The organism is Maribacter huludaoensis (assembly GCF_029350945.1).
Classification (GTDB): Bacteria; Bacteroidota; Bacteroidia; order Flavobacteriales; family Flavobacteriaceae; genus Maribacter; species Maribacter huludaoensis.
Map to the genome: position 1 here is coordinate 30,773 of NZ_JARKMS010000008.1, position 15,656 is coordinate 46,428.

Consider the following 15,656-nt stretch of genomic DNA (forward strand, 5'->3'; position numbering starts at 1 on the left):
AATTTCAATAAATAGGATACCTCTATTCCAAATTCTATTGTGGCACGGGAGGAGAGACTCGAACTCCCGACACCTGGTTTTGGAGACCAGTGCTCTACCAACTGAGCTACACCCGTATAAATGATGATTTTACAATCACCTATTCTATTATTTGCATGTAAAGGTGTCCTGCTCAAGCGGGACACCCTTATATACAATACTTATTCTAGATTGAAATTAATCTATAATCTTAGTTACCTGACCAGCACCAACTGTTCTACCACCTTCACGGATAGCGAAACGTAAACCTACGCTCAATGCGATTGGCTGAATCAATTCAACTGTAATCGTTAAGTTATCACCAGGCATAACCATTTCAACTCCTGAAGGAAGTGCAATGTTACCTGTTACATCCGTTGTTCTTACGTAGAACTGTGGACGGTAGTTATTATGGAACGGTGTATGACGACCACCTTCTTCTTTTTTCAACACATAAACCTCAGCCTCAAACTTAGCATGTGGCTTAACGGAACCTGGCTTACAGATTACCATACCACGGCTAATTTGTGATTTCTCAATACCTCTCAACAAGATACCTACGTTATCACCAGCTTCACCTCTATCCAATATCTTACGGAACATTTCAACCCCTGTAATAGTAGAGTTCAATTTTTCAGCACCCATACCAATGATCTCAACAGGATCTCCAGTGTTGGCAATACCAGTTTCTATACGACCTGTAGCAACAGTACCACGACCAGTAATAGTGAATACATCTTCAACAGGCATCAAGAAATCCTTATCAACATCTCTTTTAGGAAGCTCGATCCAATCATCAACAGCAGCCATCAATTCCATAACAGTATCAACCCACTTTTGCTCACCGTTCAATGCACCTAATGCAGAACCAGCAATTACAGGCCCGTTATCTCCATCATACTCATAAAAAGAAAGTAATTCTCTTACTTCCATTTCAACTAGCTCGATCAACTCCTCATCATCAACCATATCCACCTTGTTCATGAATACAACGATTCTTGGAATACCAACCTGACGACCTAAAAGGATATGCTCACGTGTTTGTGGCATAGGACCATCCGTAGCAGCAACAACTAATATAGCACCATCCATTTGAGCAGCACCAGTAACCATGTTCTTCACATAATCCGCGTGACCAGGACAGTCAACGTGTGCATAGTGACGATTAGCTGTAGAATACTCTACGTGAGAAGTGTTAATTGTAATACCTCTTTCTTTTTCCTCAGGAGCGTTATCGATAGAATCGAAACTTCTCAATTCAGAAAGACCTGCATTTGCCAAAACAGTAGTAATAGCAGCAGTCAATGTAGTTTTACCGTGATCCACGTGTCCAATAGTACCTATATTTAAGTGCGGTTTGGAACGATCGAAAGTTTCCTTTGCCATGTTTAATGTATTTTATTCTTAGTTTATATTAGTGTACAAATTTATACCTTAATTGAGCCAATGACGAGAATTGAACTCGTGACCTCTTCCTTACCAAGGAAACGCTCTACCCCTGAGCTACACCGGCGTAAAGTGTCGAACCCACCCAAAAGATAGATTCCTGCCTTCGCAGGATGACATTACTGTCAAAATTTATAGAGCGGGAGACCGGGTTCGAACCGGCGACATTCAGCTTGGAAGGCTGACGCTCTACCAACTGAGCTACTCCCGCTTATAATATTACAATATTTCAATAAAAATTCCTTAAAAAAAGTTTAGTGGGGAGAGCAGGATTCGAACCTGCGAAGACGTAGTCAGCAGATTTACAGTCTGCCCTCGTTGGCCGCTTGAGTATCTCCCCTCAAACTAATATTTTAAAGAACTTAAGAGCCGATGGAGGGACTCGAACCCACGACCTGCTGATTACAAATCAGCTGCTCTAGCCAGCTGAGCTACATCGGCTTATTTTACAACTTTTTCTGTCATAAAAAAGCCCGCTATTTCTAACGGACTGCAAATGTATAGTATTTTTTGTTTATTCAAAACAAATTTTAAAAAATTTTTATCAAGCTTGTAATCTTATTTTTTCTTTTTGCTTTATTAGTCTGCGTTCCAGAGAACTACAGGCAGAGTCTACAGCCTCTTCAAAAGATTTACATTGCTTTTTTACTACAAATTTATCTTTAGGAACAGAAATTTTAATTTCCACTATCTTATTCTCCTTTGCACTGGTATTCTCAACTTTCATATAAACATCTGAGCTAATTACCTTAGAATAAAAGGTTTCCACTTTATCAAGTCTATTTTGAAGAAAATTGATCAACTTTTGGTCTGCATTAAAATTTACCGATTGCGCATTTACTTTCATAGTCAGAAATTTTATGGCCTAATGAGATTTAGCCAGATTAAACATTTATTTTTTATTTCCCCGCGGATGGGCTTTAGCATGCACTTTCTTTAACTCGGCAATACTATTATGCGTATAAACTTGAGTAGAAGCCAAACTAGAATGACCCAACAACTCTTTTACCGCATTTAAATCTGCACCTTTGTTTAAAAGATGAGTAGCAAAGGTGTGCCTAAGAATATGCGGACTAGTCTTCACCTTTGAGGAAACCTCTCTAAAATACTTTTTTATTAATCTATAAACAAGTGTTTCATACATTTTATTGCCTGATTTAGTTAAGAACATAGTTTCAACATCTACCACTTCATTAAGGTGTGAGCGAACTTCTAAATACTCCTTAAACTTATCTCTAGTCTCCGTAAACATAGGAATTAGCCTTTCTTTATTTCGTTTGCCCAAAACCTTAATGGTCATTGTTTCAAAATCAACATCTGATACCTTTAACGTAATAACCTCTGCCCTACGCATACCCGTAACATACAACACATGAATTAACAGCTCATCTCTTTTACCTTCAAAATCTTCTTTATAATCTATTTGAGACAGAACATTTTTCATCTCAATTTCAGAAAAAGGAATTCCCACTTTTTTCGCAGTCTTCAATGCCTTGTGCTTATTTAAAGGATTAACATCTGTCACCCCTATTTTCTGAAGAAATTTGAAATATGCTTTTAACGATGCTATTTTTCTATTGATAGACCTATTATTGATTTTATTTTCCGATAAATCAACTATCCAGAAACGAACAATATTGTATTCTACAGTATCAATATCCCCTACATCATAATTAGACAAGCAAAATCTGCCAAATTCAAGTATATCGTTCTCATACGCTTTAATGGTATGTAAAGAATAATTTTTCTCTAACGAGAGATAAGAAATAAATTCGCTTAAATACATTACCTAAAGGTATTAAAGTTTAGAGTCTGTCAAAATTTGAGCAAAAAAAATCCCGCAAATTGCGGGATTTAATATTTATCTTAAAAAACTAAACTTCTTCTTGATCTCTTAGACCTTGAATGTATTCTGCTTTTTGTATCTGTGCTCTACGAACAACTGACGGCTTGTTGAACTGTTGACGCTTACGTAACTGTCTCATTGTACCTGTTTTGTCGAACTTACGTTTAAAACGCTTTAAAGCTCTATCGATGTTTTCTCCTTCTTTTACTGGTATTATTAACATGGGCTAAACCTCCTCTCTTTTGTGATTAAGGCTGCAAATATACTAACTATATTTAAATAGACAACCAATTATATACTTTTTAAACCAATATCCGCTTAACTATACCGTAGCAGGCTTGTATTCTTTTTTATCGATTATGATTTTGGAAATTATTTCACGCAATATTTCTGAAGTACCACCACCGATCGGTCCTAATCTACTATCCCTAAAATTGCGAGCCATAGGATAATCTTCAATATAACCATAACCCCCTAAAAATTGCAAACATTCATAGGCCACTTCATCGGCTACTTTTGTAGATTTTAATTTAGAGATTGTCGCTTCTTTAACTACATACTGACCTTTATCCAAACGATAGGCGACCGAATAATTATATTCTTTGCACATGTCAATATCCGCATGTAAATCTACTACACGATGCCTTAGTGCCTGAAACTTATTAATAGACCTTCCAAAAGCTTCCCTTTCAGACATATATTTTAATGCATAATCCAAAACATGCTCTGACCTTGCATGAGCATTCACACCCATTATCAATCGTTCAAGCGCAAAATGTTCCATTATATATGAAAAACCCATGTTTTCAACGCCCATTAAGTTCTCTACCGGGATCTTAACATTGTCAAAGGCTAGTTCTGCGGTATCGGAAGCTCTCCAACCTAATTTGTTCAATTTATTTGCAGTAACTCCTTCACTACTTCTATCTACAGCAAAAATGCTAATTCCTTTATTACCCAATTCAGGATTGGTTTTTGCAGCCACTATCATGTAATCTGCATAAACACCATTTGTAATAAACGTTTTAGAACCATTTAGTACATAATGATCACCTTGCTTAACCGCAGTTGTCCTCATAGCAGCTACATCACTACCCCCAAAAGGCTCTGATATACAAAGACAACCAATCTTATCTCCATTTACACTTGGTCGTAAGTACTTTTCCTTTAAAAAAGAATCTGCTTCTTTATTTAAATGAGTCATTGCCAAATAAGCGTGCGCCCACATTGCCGCTGCGAATCCACCGGAATTTATCTTTTGTAATTCCTCTAAAAAAATAATAGTATAAAATAAATCTAGACCTAGACCACCATCTTCTTCAGGAGTTGCCAGACCAAAATAGCCCATATCCCCAAATTTTTTCCATATAAACCTTTCTATAGTTCCAGTTTCTTCCCATTTATCTATATGTGGGACTACTTCTTTATGTAAAAAATCTTTTAGACTTTCCCTAAATAATTGATGTTCTTCTGTGAAGTACATACTTTGCATAGCGTTTTTTTTATAATGACAAATATAATGCAATTCTGTTAATACGCTCTGCCGGAAATTTATCAATTTCTACTAATTCGTTCAAAGATTTGATACTTCCGTTGAGATTACGATAATTTACAATGCCCTCAGCAACGTATTTTTGCAGATATATCAATTTAGACAATTCTTCTACCGTTGCAGTATTTACGTTAATTTTTATAACATTTGGCTTCGTTAAAACTTTAAACCGCTCTAAGGCTCTTTCTACAACCTCAGGCTCAAGACCATAAACATCATTTAATTGATCATCAATTAAAAAACCACCCAAGCGATCTCTAAATTTTATAATTCTAGCGGACAACTTCTCCCCTATTCCATTTATCGTTTTTAAATCTTCAGCTGTTGCTGTATTCAGATCTTTCCAAATTATTTCGTCTACTTTATTATTAGATGTAGATGTATTAAAAGTTTTCCCCCTCTTACCTTGAGTCCATTCTGGAAATTTAAAAAACGGAGCAAGAGCTTTAAGCAATGAATCTGAAATTTTTGTAACATCCTGAAATTCTTTTGCCGAGTTTACATATTTATCTTTCTTTCTAAACTTGTGTAATCTATCTATTTCCTCTACAGACATACCAATTGTATAGCCTTTAAAGTCAGTAATAAAATTTGGATTAAAAGGATATATACGAACGGAATCTTTTATTGAAGCTAAAATCTTTAAGGAATCAATTTCTGCCTGTAAACCACTTTCAAACTGTAAAGGAGCAGCTTGACTTAACGTATTTTTATTATAGAAATAATAACCTAATTGCACAGCAATGAGAAAAAATAAGAAAAAGAAAATCCCACTTCGTTCTTCTTTATTGAACTTAAAGTGGGATTTAAATGAATTCATGATGTTTCTTAATCTTCTATAGCATCATACTTTAACTTAATTGCGCCCAAGTATCTATTCAATTGTTTTTTAACAATTGGGAACAAGAAGAATAGACCAACCATATTAGGGAATACCATTGCAAATATCATTGCATCAGAGAAATCCCAAATAGATTTCATACTTGCCGCAGCACCGATAACGATGAATGTACAGAACAATAATTTATAAACAATATCAGCCGTTCTACCACGTCCGAATAAATATTTCCAAGATTGTAATCCGTAATAAGACCATGATATCATTGTTGACACAGCAAATAATACCACTGCAATAGTTAAAAATACATTAGAATAAGGAATATATTCAGCAAATGCTACAGCAGTAATACCAGCACCTTCATAAGCAACACCGTCAATTAAAACTGATCCGGAACCATCACCACCATAAGTAAACGCGCCACCAAAATTGAAAATAATTATTACTATTGCCGTCATTGTACATATAACAACGGTATCAATAAAAGGTTCCAGTAAAGCTACCAAACCTTCAGATGCAGAATATTTTGTTCTTACCGCAGAGTGCGCAATAGATGCCGAACCTGCACCGGCTTCATTTGAGAATGCCGCTCTTTTAAATCCTACCAACAGAACTCCAATAAGACTTCCTACACCAATGGCAGTTGGCTTAAATGCTTCTGCAACTATTAAAGAAATTGCATCATCTACAAGTGTAATGTTGCTAAGTATAATATACAAACATGCAACAATATACATTACCGCCATAAACGGCACCACTTTTTCCGTTACCTGTGCAATACGCTTAATACCGCCAATAATAATTACCCCAACAAGGATTGCAAGTACCAGACCTACAATAGCACCTGCAGCAGTACTCTGCCAGTTAAAAAGTTCTTTTATTACAATTGTAGCCTGGTTTGACTGAGCAGCGTTACCACCCCCAAATGAACCACCAATACAAAAAATTGCAAAAATTACCGCAGCAACTTTACCTACGGTTTCAAAACCTCTTTCTTTAAGACCTTTACTTATATAATACATTGGCCCACCATAAACGGTACCATCTTCACCAACATCTCTATATTGAACCCCTAAAGTACATTCAACGAATTTTGAAGACATACCCAAAAGACCGCAAACGATCATCCAAAAAGTAGCACCAGGACCACCCAAGGCAATAGCCAAGGCTACACCTGCAATATTACCGTTACCTACCGTACCGGATACGGCAGTAGCCAATGCCTGAAAATGACTTACCTCTCCTTCTGAACTTTCATCTCTAATAGTATCTATAATATCGCCATCAACGGCCAAATCATTTTCTAAACTAACAAGATGATCCTCAATATCAACATTTGTTAAATCTTGACCTTGTGCAATACCATCTTCTCCATAAAGATTTTGTGCACCATGCTTTTCAATATCCTCATATTTACCACGAACGGTATTGATAGCCTTTCCAAAAAACCTTATGTTAGGGAAACCAAAATAGACCGTAAAAAACAGTGCACTACCTACCAACAGTACCAATACAAAAGGTATGTCCGGATCGTGCCAAATATTAAAGAAAATTACCGCTGAGAAGAAATCTGAAATAGGCTTGAACGCTTGATCTATTTGCTGATCTAAACCTTGTTCTTGAGAATAAATTAAAAATGGAAATAAAAAGGTAAACAGGGTTAGAAGTTTATACTTCATAAGTTTGTATTTATTTTTTGAGTTAGTTTGTCTAGCAATATCCTAAAAATAATGGATGCAATCAAATATATATGGTAGAAAGATGATTATTCTATATTAAACATTTCGTTCAATTTCTTAATTTGTTCTGGTCTACCCAATACAATAACCTTACTTTTAGGCTGTAATTCCATATCGGCTTCGGGGTTGATGGTATACTGGCCATCAGGTGAAATGTAACCTATTATCGTACAACCCGTTTTTCTTCTTAAATCTAAATCTCTTAACGAATTACATTCGATCTGATCAGCAAAATCCTCTATGGCGACCTCTTCTAGATTTGTTGTATGCTCACCTTCCATAGAAAGCTTGTCCATAAATGTGATAAGATCTGGCATAACAACCAAGGACGCCATGTGATCGCCTCCGATCTTATCCGGCATGATTACCTTATTGGCCCCTGCCAAAAATAATTTCTTTTGAGAATTTACCAAGGAAGCCCTACTGATAATAAATAGATCCTTTTTCATTTGTCTTGCCGACAAAACGACAAAAAGGTTAGCGGCATCATCTGGCAATGTTGCAATTAAATAACGTGCCTTTTCAATTCCTGCCTCAAGCAATACATCATCATCATTGGCATCACCTTCAATAAACAAAATATCATCCTCATAGCGTTCTATCACCTCTTTTTCTTTCTCTATAACCACAAACGGTCTTTTATACGCTTTTAGCCTTTCAGCAGCTTGCATACCATTTCGCCCAAAACCACAGACGATAACATGCTGATTTAAATTTGCGATTGCATTTTTCATTTTCTTCTTTTTTAGCAGTTCTACTGAATTTCTGGAAAGTAGATAGTCTGTAACTATTGTTATAGCGAAACCAACTATAAATACACTCGTGACTATTAAGATTATTGTAAAGATTTTACCTTCGGGGCCCATAGGTCTCACCTCTGAAAAACCAACAGTGGTTACCGTTATAATGGTCATATAGAAAGCATCTACCCAAGAATAATCTGCCACCAAGCGATATCCTAAAACCCCAAAAGCCAAAACCATTAGCATTAAGGTCAATGCTAAATATATTTTAGACTTAAATAATTTCATCATATCCTAAAGATCAAAAACTGAATTACGTTTCGTATAAATCAAATCTTTTATTCTAAGCCAAAATGCCAGGAACAAATAAAGTGCAAATCCAAAACCTACGGTGACAAAGGTGAGATAAATAAACGATGTTCTTACAATCCTAGCCCTTATACCCAATCGTTCTGCTATTCGACCACATACTTCATACCCTCTTTTCTGAAAATAATGCAGTAATTTGTAAAATACGCTCATGGGTATAAAATTAGACTTTTATATTCATTAATAAAGCTCCCACAGCACAATCCAAACATTTATCCTTTGCACAATAATTGGAATATAACTGTAAATATGCCTGAGAGTCCTTAGCATTATCAAGTGTTTCGCCCAGCTTACCAAAGTTAGCTATAATACTATTTTCTTCCTTTTTTATTTCTGACATCATTTTTAAAAAACTCTCATTTACAAGCCCACCTTTATAACGACTGTAAGCAAATTTTAAAGGAATAATAGTATTAATCATCAATAAGTTTAAAAATGAAGATGAAATTCTCTTTTTGCTCTTTTTTGAAATTTTTCCGAAATTAAAATGGGTCTCCCAATATTCAGAGGTTGTTATTGTTAGAATTTTAGCAAAATCAGCCCGTTCGTTTTCTATCAATAAATGAAAAAGGTTATTGTTTTCAGTATAAAGAGCACTCAATTGCGCTAACCTTACGGTTGGAAAATTTGATGGTCTAAGGCGAAAAAATTCTGGCGATTTAAATATTGGGGTTAAGCTAAATTTATGTTTTAAAAAGGCATATTCGGCTTTCAACTTATTAAAATAAGCATCATCATTTGTATTATTCAACAAATTTGCCTGACCTAACAACAGGCTTTCCATTAAAAGAGGTTTATGGTATAATTTTCTTATAATTGAAAAGTCAATTGATTTTCCCAATTCAACAAAAGATTCTCCATTTATTTTAGACCCAAAGGTTTTCAATAGCATTAAGAACAATACATGTTCCCAATCATTATTGGTTTCTTTTAATAGTTTTTCAATAAAAATCGATTTTTGCTCTAACCGTTCTATAAATAAACGATCTAGCCAATTATTCTTTATAAAATCATTGACTGTATTAAATTCATTTTCACAATTAATGAACTTATAATTTTTACTATCAAACAATTGTTGATAGGTATGCAAAATTTGTAAGGGTATAAATTCTTTTAAGGATAAGGTAGGGATTTCAGTGCCGTTTTTTCTAAAAACGGCTACATCATCTTCCCAGACCACATGTAAAATTACATTATTATAATTTTCATCTTCTTGATGATTATGCGCATACCAATCAGAAGATTTTAAATGAATTTCTACATTGCCCGCCCACAATTGTCCACTCAACTCTATCTGGGCATTAAAAAAATCAGGACCACTAAAATGATTATGCATACCTACGGATACCACATGCACTACTTCACCAGATGTAGATACGAGACCGTTCAAGGGATACTTTTTATACTTCCAAATAAAATGAAGCAGATCTTCCTTCATTTTATAAAAATAAAAAACCCGCCGTTAAGCGGGTCAATTTTCTCAAAAGAAATTATATTATGCCGTTTCCCCTTCCCAATTCATGAATCCTCCTTGAAGGTTATATGTCTTATCAAAGCCTAAATTGTTCATAATTGCACATGCTTGACCACTTCTGGCACCTGATCTACAATACACATAATAATTTTTTGTTTTATCAAGCTTCTCAAGCTCAGCTACAAATTCTTGACCTTTATATATATCAATATTAATTGCATTCGGTATAATCCCGTCCTCTACTTCTTCCTCTGTTCTTACATCTAGTATTACTGCATTAGAATCTTTCTCTAATTGCTCTTCCCAATCTTGTTGTGATAAATCTGCCATTGTCTATATAAATTTATGAAACAAAAATACTTGTTTTTTATTTATTTGGATAACTCTCAAGGATTTAACAAATAATTAATCTAAGGGACATCGTAGTCATTAAAAATAACCATACATTTGTATATACAATTATTGTATCAACATGAATGTAGAAGAAATCATTAAAACAAACCAAAAGATGCCGTTAGAAAAACGGACGCTTATTCATTTGGCATTGGTTATCAATAAAATTGACGAAGAAATAGCAACTGTTCTAAAACCTTTTGATATATCTATTCAACAATTTAATGTTTTAAGAATTCTAAGGGGGCAGAATGGAAAACCAGCTAATCTCTCTACTATTAATGATAGAATGGTTAAAAAAAGGAGCAATACAACCCGCTTGGTCGATAAACTAATTCTTAAGGGTTTTGCTCAAAGAACCATCTGCTTAAATAACAGACGTAAGGTTGAAATTGTAATTACGGAAGGTGGTTTACATATCTTAAATGAAATTGATGGAATACTTTTTGAAGCCGAGAAGAGAATACTTAAAGAATTTGACGAAATAGAGTTACACCAGCTCAATGAACTTCTAAATAAATTTTAAACTATTTTTAATGAAAACTATATTAGACAATTTAAACTGGCGCTACGCCACCAAAAAATTCGATAGCACCAAAAAATTAAGCAATGAGAATTTAAACACATTATTAGAAGCCGCAAGGTTAACAGCTTCTTCATACGGTCTTCAGCCTTATCATATTTATGTTATTGAAAATGAGGAAATCAGAACTCGCCTAAGGAAAGTATCTTATGACCAACCTCAAATAACGGATGCGTCCCATCTTATTGTTTTGGCCAACAAACCTACATTTAACGATACTTTGATAGATGATTATATAGAAAACATCATGGTAGTAAGGGGTTTATCCAAAGATGACCTCAAAGAATTTTCACAAACCATGAAATCTACATTATTAGACTTACCGGACGCACAAAAAGGTGCATGGACTTCAAATCAAGCATACATTGTATTGGGTAATTTAATGACCGTAGCGGCAAATATGCAAATAGACGCTTGCCCTATGGAAGGTTTTGACAATGAACAGTACAATGAAATTTTAGGCCTCTCTGACATAGGTTTGAACGCTGCGGTAGTTTTAGCTGTAGGCTATAGATCTAAAGAGGACGAAACACAAAATTACCGCAAGGTAAGATACTCTAAAGAGCAAATTATTACACATATAAATTAAACACAATCATTTTAAAATTAGACACATGAAAAAATCATTATTAAGTTTAGTATTCGTTGCCGTTTTCGGATTTACAGCAACAGCTTCAACCCCTATCGACTCTGAAAAAAAAGAGGTAAAGGTTAGCGAAAGTAAAGTAACTTGGAAAGGTTATAAGGTTACAGGATCTCACGAAGGTACCATCAATTTAAAATCCGGTCATTTGGAAATGAAAGGTAAAAAATTGATAGGAGGTGAATTTGTTATAGACATGACCTCTATTTCTTGCTCTGACCTACAGGCCGGGCAAGGTAAAGAGAAGTTAGAAGGTCATTTACAATCCGCAGATTTCTTTGGTGTTGAAAACAACCCGACTTCTAAATTGGTTTTCACATCCGTTAAGGCAATGAACGACAGCTCATATACGGTTACAGGAGATTTGACCATTAAAGGAATTACAAAACCCGTTACACTTGTTGTATCAATGTTTGAAAACAAAGCTTCAGCAACCATGAAGGTAGATAGAACCAAATTTGATATTAAATATGGTTCAGGAAGCTTTTTTGACAACCTAGGCGATAAAGCCATCTATGATGACTTTGACTTAGTGGTAGATTTAGCTCTATAATAGTATTAAATGGCATTTTAATATTGCTATTACAACAATTTAAAATCCCTTTGAGATATTTTCAAAGGGATTTTAATTTTTGATTAAGTAAAGTTTGAAAGTTTAAATTTCCTTTTTATATTTGAGCTCAATGAAAAATTTAAACGTGAATACTTGGTGGTGGAGCAACTTACGAAAAACATCGTGAGCACAGCATCATTGTAGTAAAACTATATAAAGGCTTGTCATCACGACAAGCCTTCTTTATTTTATAAAAGTATCTATGACCTATCAATTTAAGACCTATCATAAAAAAATTCTTGCCGATACGGTTACCCCGGTAAGTGTTTATCTAAAAATAAGAGACCGTTTTCCCAATAGTATACTTTTGGAAAGCAGCGACTACCATGCAAACAACAACAGTTTCTCATATATCTGTTGTAATCCTATTGCCTCTATTAAAGTAGAAAACGAAGTTATAACCAAGCAATATCCAGATGGTGTCAATGAAGAAATAAAAATTACACCACAAACAAACGTGGTAGATATTATAGATTCTTTTAGTAAAGCATTTAAAGCGGATGATAATGACTATAAGTTTATTAACAATGGATTGTTTGGCTATATGGCCTATGACGCTGTTCGCTATTTTGAAGATATAGACATTTCCGTAAAAGATGACTCTGTTCAAATTCCAGATATTTACTATGCGGTTTATCAAAATATCATTGCTATCAATCATTATAAAAATGAAGCCTATCTATTTGCGCATTGTTACAATACCGAGAATAACATACCAGAATTAGAGCAACTTTTAAGTACCAGAAACTTCGCTACCTATAATTTTAAAATAGAAGGTGAAAGAAAATCAAATCTTGCAGATGCAGAATATAGGGAGCATGTAAAATTAGCTAAAAAGCATTGCCAACGTGGCGATGTATTTCAACTGGTACTGAGCCGTCGTTTTTCACAAGGTTTTAAGGGCGACGAGTTCAATGTGTATAGAGCATTACGTTCTGTAAATCCATCACCCTATTTGTTCTATTTTGATTATGGCGACTTTAAAATTTTTGGTAGTTCTCCAGAAGCACAATTAATCGTTAGCGATGGTAAAGCTGAAATTCACCCAATTGCCGGCACTTTCAAAAGAACAGGTAATGATGAGCAAGATGCACAACTTGCAAAAGAATTGAAGACAGACGATAAGGAGAACAGTGAGCATGTAATGTTAGTAGATCTTGCCCGTAACGATCTTAGTAGAAACGGTAGTGTGGTACAGGTAGAAAATTATAGAGAAGTGCAATTTTTCTCTCATGTAATTCACTTGGTCTCCAAGGTTACCGGAATGAAAAAAAGTGATATCCCTACCATGAAAGTGGTAGCCGACACTTTCCCTGCCGGTACCCTAAGTGGTGCACCTAAACACATGGCCATGCAACTTATTGAAAGATACGAGAAAACAAGTAGAGGATATTACGGCGGGGCTATCGGTTTTATGGATTTTTCAGGCAACTTCAATCATGCCATTATGATTAGAACTTTTTTGAGCAAGAACCACCAATTACATTATCAGGCCGGTGCAGGATTGGTAGCTGCATCGAACCCAGAAAATGAATTACAAGAAACATACAATAAATTAGGTGCTTTGACCAAGGCACTGGAAATAGCTGAAGACATATAAAGCCTCCCCAACCCCTCCAAAAGAGGGGCTTTAAAATGATATTATGATTAAAAATATAAAAATTGAAGAGCAACAAAATTCCTCCCCTTCGGGAAGGTCAGGTGGAGCTACTGTTTTGGTTATAGACAATTACGATAGTTTCACTTATAATCTAGTACATTATTTAGAGGAATTAGGTTGTGAAGTTATCGTAAAACGTAATGACCAACTTAAGTTAGAAGAGGTAGCTACTTTTAATAAAATTGTTCTATCCCCAGGACCTGGCATTCCTGATGAAGCCGGCCTGCTAAAACAAATTATCAAAGAATACGCACCTACCAAAAGTATTTTTGGCGTCTGCCTAGGGCAACAGGCCATTGCCGAAGTATTTGGTGGTTACTTAATAAACCTGGACAAAGTCTATCACGGTATTGCCACAAGCATTAAAATAATTAAAGAGGATATCATTTTTGAAGGAATCCCAAATGAGATAGAGGTAGGCAGATACCATTCATGGGTAGTTGATTCTGATTTACCGGAAGTTTTGGAAGCAACTTCAGTAGATGAAAACGGACAGGTAATGTCTTTACGTCATAAAACCTATGATGTACGTGCCGTACAGTTTCATCCAGAATCTGTTCTTACACCAAATGGAAAAAAAATGTTAGAGAATTGGCTACGCCCCTAGCCCACAAAGGGAGAATCTAAAACAAATGACTGAAATTAATACGAATAAAATTAAATAAGGAGACCTTTATTCTTCCCCTTTGGGGAGGTTAGGTGGGGCCTATGAAAGAGACATTAAATAAACTTATAAATCACGAAATACTTTCTAAGGAAGATGCTAAACGTATTCTCGTGAATATTGCAAAAGGTGATTACAACACTAGTCAGATTGCGGCATTTTTAACCGTTTACATGATGCGTAGCATTACTATTGAAGAACTTGAAGGGTTTAGAGACGCACTATTAGATTTGTGTTTGGCGGTAGACTTATCGGCCTATAACCCTATTGATCTTTGTGGTACAGGTGGTGACGGTAAAGATACCTTCAACATTTCTACCTTGGCTTCTTTTGTAACCGCAGGTGCAGGCGTAAAAGTTACCAAACACGGAAATTACGGTGTATCATCTAAGTGTGGCAGTAGTAATGTAATGGAATTTTTAGGAATAAAATTCAGTAATGAATCAGACTTTTTAGAAAAATGTATTGATGAAGCCGGTATTTGTGTACTACACGCCCCGCTGTTTCACCCTGCTATGAAAAACGTAGCACCTATTCGTAAAGATTTAGCGGTAAAGACATTCTTCAATATGTTAGGTCCTATGGTAAATCCTGCTTTTCCTAAAAACCAAATGGTAGGTGTTTTCAATTTAGAATTAGCTCGCATGTACGGATATCTGTATCAGAAAACCGATAAAAACTTTACTGTTCTTCATGCATTAGATGGATATGATGAAATTTCCCTTACAGGAAATACCAAAACCATTTCTAATCATACTGAAAGCATGCTAAAACCATCTGATTTTGGTGTAAAGCAAATAAAGCAAAGCGATATTGTTGGCGGAGATTCTATAGATTCTTCGGCACAAATTTTCCTTAATGTTTTACAAGGTAAAGGTACAGAACCGCAAAACAATGTAGTGTGTGCCAATGCAGGTATTGCAATTGCTACGGTAAAGAATTTAACACCTCTTGAAGGTTTTGAAAAAGCCAAGGAATCTTTATTAGGAGGACACGGACTAGTGGCATTGAAGAAAATACAAGAACTAAGCAAAAATTAAGCATATTACTTCATACCTTGAAATGACGAGGTAAT

At 35.2% G+C, this 15,656-nt stretch carries 17 protein-coding genes and 5 tRNA genes; 6 read left to right on the forward strand and 16 right to left on the reverse strand.

All coding sequences use genetic code 11. The annotated features are described in order from the left end of the window. Positions 1 to 40: 40 nt before the first annotated feature. The 16 genes from PXC01_RS17545 to PXC01_RS17620 form a co-directional block, all read right to left on the reverse strand. Positions 41 to 116: transfer RNA gene (locus PXC01_RS17545), tRNA-Trp, on the reverse strand. Positions 117 to 216: 100 nt separating this feature from the next. Beyond that, positions 217 to 1,404: an elongation factor Tu gene (gene tuf, locus PXC01_RS17550; RefSeq protein ID WP_276473585.1), complete on the reverse strand. Its 1,188-nt coding sequence runs from the start codon at positions 1,402 to 1,404 to the stop codon at positions 217 to 219. Between the two features lie 55 nt (positions 1,405 to 1,459). After that, positions 1,460 to 1,531 (reverse strand) — tRNA-Thr (locus tag PXC01_RS17555). A gap of 71 nt (positions 1,532 to 1,602) precedes the next feature. Further along, positions 1,603 to 1,675: transfer RNA gene (locus tag PXC01_RS17560), tRNA-Gly, on the reverse strand. A 47-nt stretch (positions 1,676 to 1,722) separates the two neighbouring features. Continuing rightward, positions 1,723 to 1,804 (reverse strand) — tRNA-Tyr (locus tag PXC01_RS17565). 27 nt (positions 1,805 to 1,831) lie between these two features. Next, positions 1,832 to 1,905, reverse strand: a tRNA-Thr gene (locus PXC01_RS17570). Between the two features lie 103 nt (positions 1,906 to 2,008). Then, positions 2,009 to 2,311, reverse strand: a complete 303-nt coding sequence (hpf, locus tag PXC01_RS17575; protein ID WP_276473586.1) for a ribosome hibernation-promoting factor, HPF/YfiA family — start codon at positions 2,309 to 2,311, stop codon at positions 2,009 to 2,011. A gap of 45 nt (positions 2,312 to 2,356) precedes the next feature. Continuing rightward, the gene (locus PXC01_RS17580) at positions 2,357 to 3,250 is read right to left on the reverse strand and encodes a tyrosine-type recombinase/integrase (RefSeq protein ID WP_276473587.1); all 894 of its coding nucleotides are present in this window, start codon (positions 3,248 to 3,250) and stop codon (positions 2,357 to 2,359) included. 88 nt (positions 3,251 to 3,338) lie between these two features. Continuing rightward, a complete protein-coding gene (gene rpsU, locus PXC01_RS17585; RefSeq protein ID WP_036155953.1) occupies positions 3,339 to 3,533 on the reverse strand; it encodes a 30S ribosomal protein S21 in 195 nt (64 codons plus the stop codon). A gap of 99 nt (positions 3,534 to 3,632) precedes the next feature. Next, entirely contained in the window at positions 3,633 to 4,802 is a 1,170-nt protein-coding gene (locus tag PXC01_RS17590) for an acyl-CoA dehydrogenase family protein (RefSeq protein ID WP_276473588.1), read from the reverse strand. 10 nt (positions 4,803 to 4,812) lie between these two features. Beyond that, the gene (locus PXC01_RS17595; RefSeq protein ID WP_276473589.1) at positions 4,813 to 5,682 is read right to left on the reverse strand and encodes a ComEA family DNA-binding protein; all 870 of its coding nucleotides are present in this window, start codon (positions 5,680 to 5,682) and stop codon (positions 4,813 to 4,815) included. A gap of 8 nt (positions 5,683 to 5,690) precedes the next feature. Next, entirely contained in the window at positions 5,691 to 7,379 is a 1,689-nt protein-coding gene (locus tag PXC01_RS17600) for an alanine/glycine:cation symporter family protein (RefSeq protein WP_276473590.1), read from the reverse strand. Between the two features lie 86 nt (positions 7,380 to 7,465). Further along, positions 7,466 to 8,473, reverse strand: coding sequence for a potassium channel family protein (locus PXC01_RS17605; RefSeq protein ID WP_276473591.1), 1,008 nt, complete (start codon positions 8,471 to 8,473; stop codon positions 7,466 to 7,468). A gap of 3 nt (positions 8,474 to 8,476) precedes the next feature. Next, on the reverse strand, positions 8,477 to 8,704 hold the full coding sequence (locus tag PXC01_RS17610; RefSeq protein WP_276473592.1) for a PspC domain-containing protein: 228 nt from the start codon (positions 8,702 to 8,704) through the stop codon (positions 8,477 to 8,479). Between the two features lie 10 nt (positions 8,705 to 8,714). Continuing rightward, a complete protein-coding gene (locus tag PXC01_RS17615) occupies positions 8,715 to 9,989 on the reverse strand; it encodes a DUF2851 family protein (RefSeq protein ID WP_276473593.1) in 1,275 nt (424 codons plus the stop codon). A gap of 57 nt (positions 9,990 to 10,046) precedes the next feature. Continuing rightward, positions 10,047 to 10,355, reverse strand: a complete 309-nt coding sequence (locus PXC01_RS17620; protein WP_276473594.1) for a rhodanese-like domain-containing protein — start codon at positions 10,353 to 10,355, stop codon at positions 10,047 to 10,049. Positions 10,356 to 10,497: 142 nt separating this feature from the next. Here PXC01_RS17620 and PXC01_RS17625 point away from each other — a divergent pair, with 142 nt between their 5' ends. From PXC01_RS17625 to trpD, 6 genes are all read left to right on the forward strand, one after another. Then, positions 10,498 to 10,944, forward strand: a complete 447-nt coding sequence (locus tag PXC01_RS17625; RefSeq protein WP_276473595.1) for a MarR family winged helix-turn-helix transcriptional regulator — start codon at positions 10,498 to 10,500, stop codon at positions 10,942 to 10,944. Between the two features lie 10 nt (positions 10,945 to 10,954). Further along, the gene (locus tag PXC01_RS17630; RefSeq protein WP_276473596.1) at positions 10,955 to 11,590 is read left to right on the forward strand and encodes a nitroreductase family protein; all 636 of its coding nucleotides are present in this window, start codon (positions 10,955 to 10,957) and stop codon (positions 11,588 to 11,590) included. 25 nt (positions 11,591 to 11,615) lie between these two features. Next, on the forward strand, positions 11,616 to 12,197 hold the full coding sequence (locus tag PXC01_RS17635; protein WP_276473597.1) for a YceI family protein: 582 nt from the start codon (positions 11,616 to 11,618) through the stop codon (positions 12,195 to 12,197). A 262-nt stretch (positions 12,198 to 12,459) separates the two neighbouring features. Continuing rightward, on the forward strand, positions 12,460 to 13,857 hold the full coding sequence (locus tag PXC01_RS17640) for an anthranilate synthase component I family protein (protein WP_276473598.1): 1,398 nt from the start codon (positions 12,460 to 12,462) through the stop codon (positions 13,855 to 13,857). A gap of 43 nt (positions 13,858 to 13,900) precedes the next feature. Further along, the gene (locus tag PXC01_RS17645; protein WP_276473599.1) at positions 13,901 to 14,524 is read left to right on the forward strand and encodes an anthranilate synthase component II; all 624 of its coding nucleotides are present in this window, start codon (positions 13,901 to 13,903) and stop codon (positions 14,522 to 14,524) included. 101 nt (positions 14,525 to 14,625) lie between these two features. Then, the gene (gene trpD, locus PXC01_RS17650) at positions 14,626 to 15,621 is read left to right on the forward strand and encodes an anthranilate phosphoribosyltransferase (protein ID WP_276473600.1); all 996 of its coding nucleotides are present in this window, start codon (positions 14,626 to 14,628) and stop codon (positions 15,619 to 15,621) included. The last annotated feature ends 35 nt before the right edge of the window (positions 15,622 to 15,656 follow it).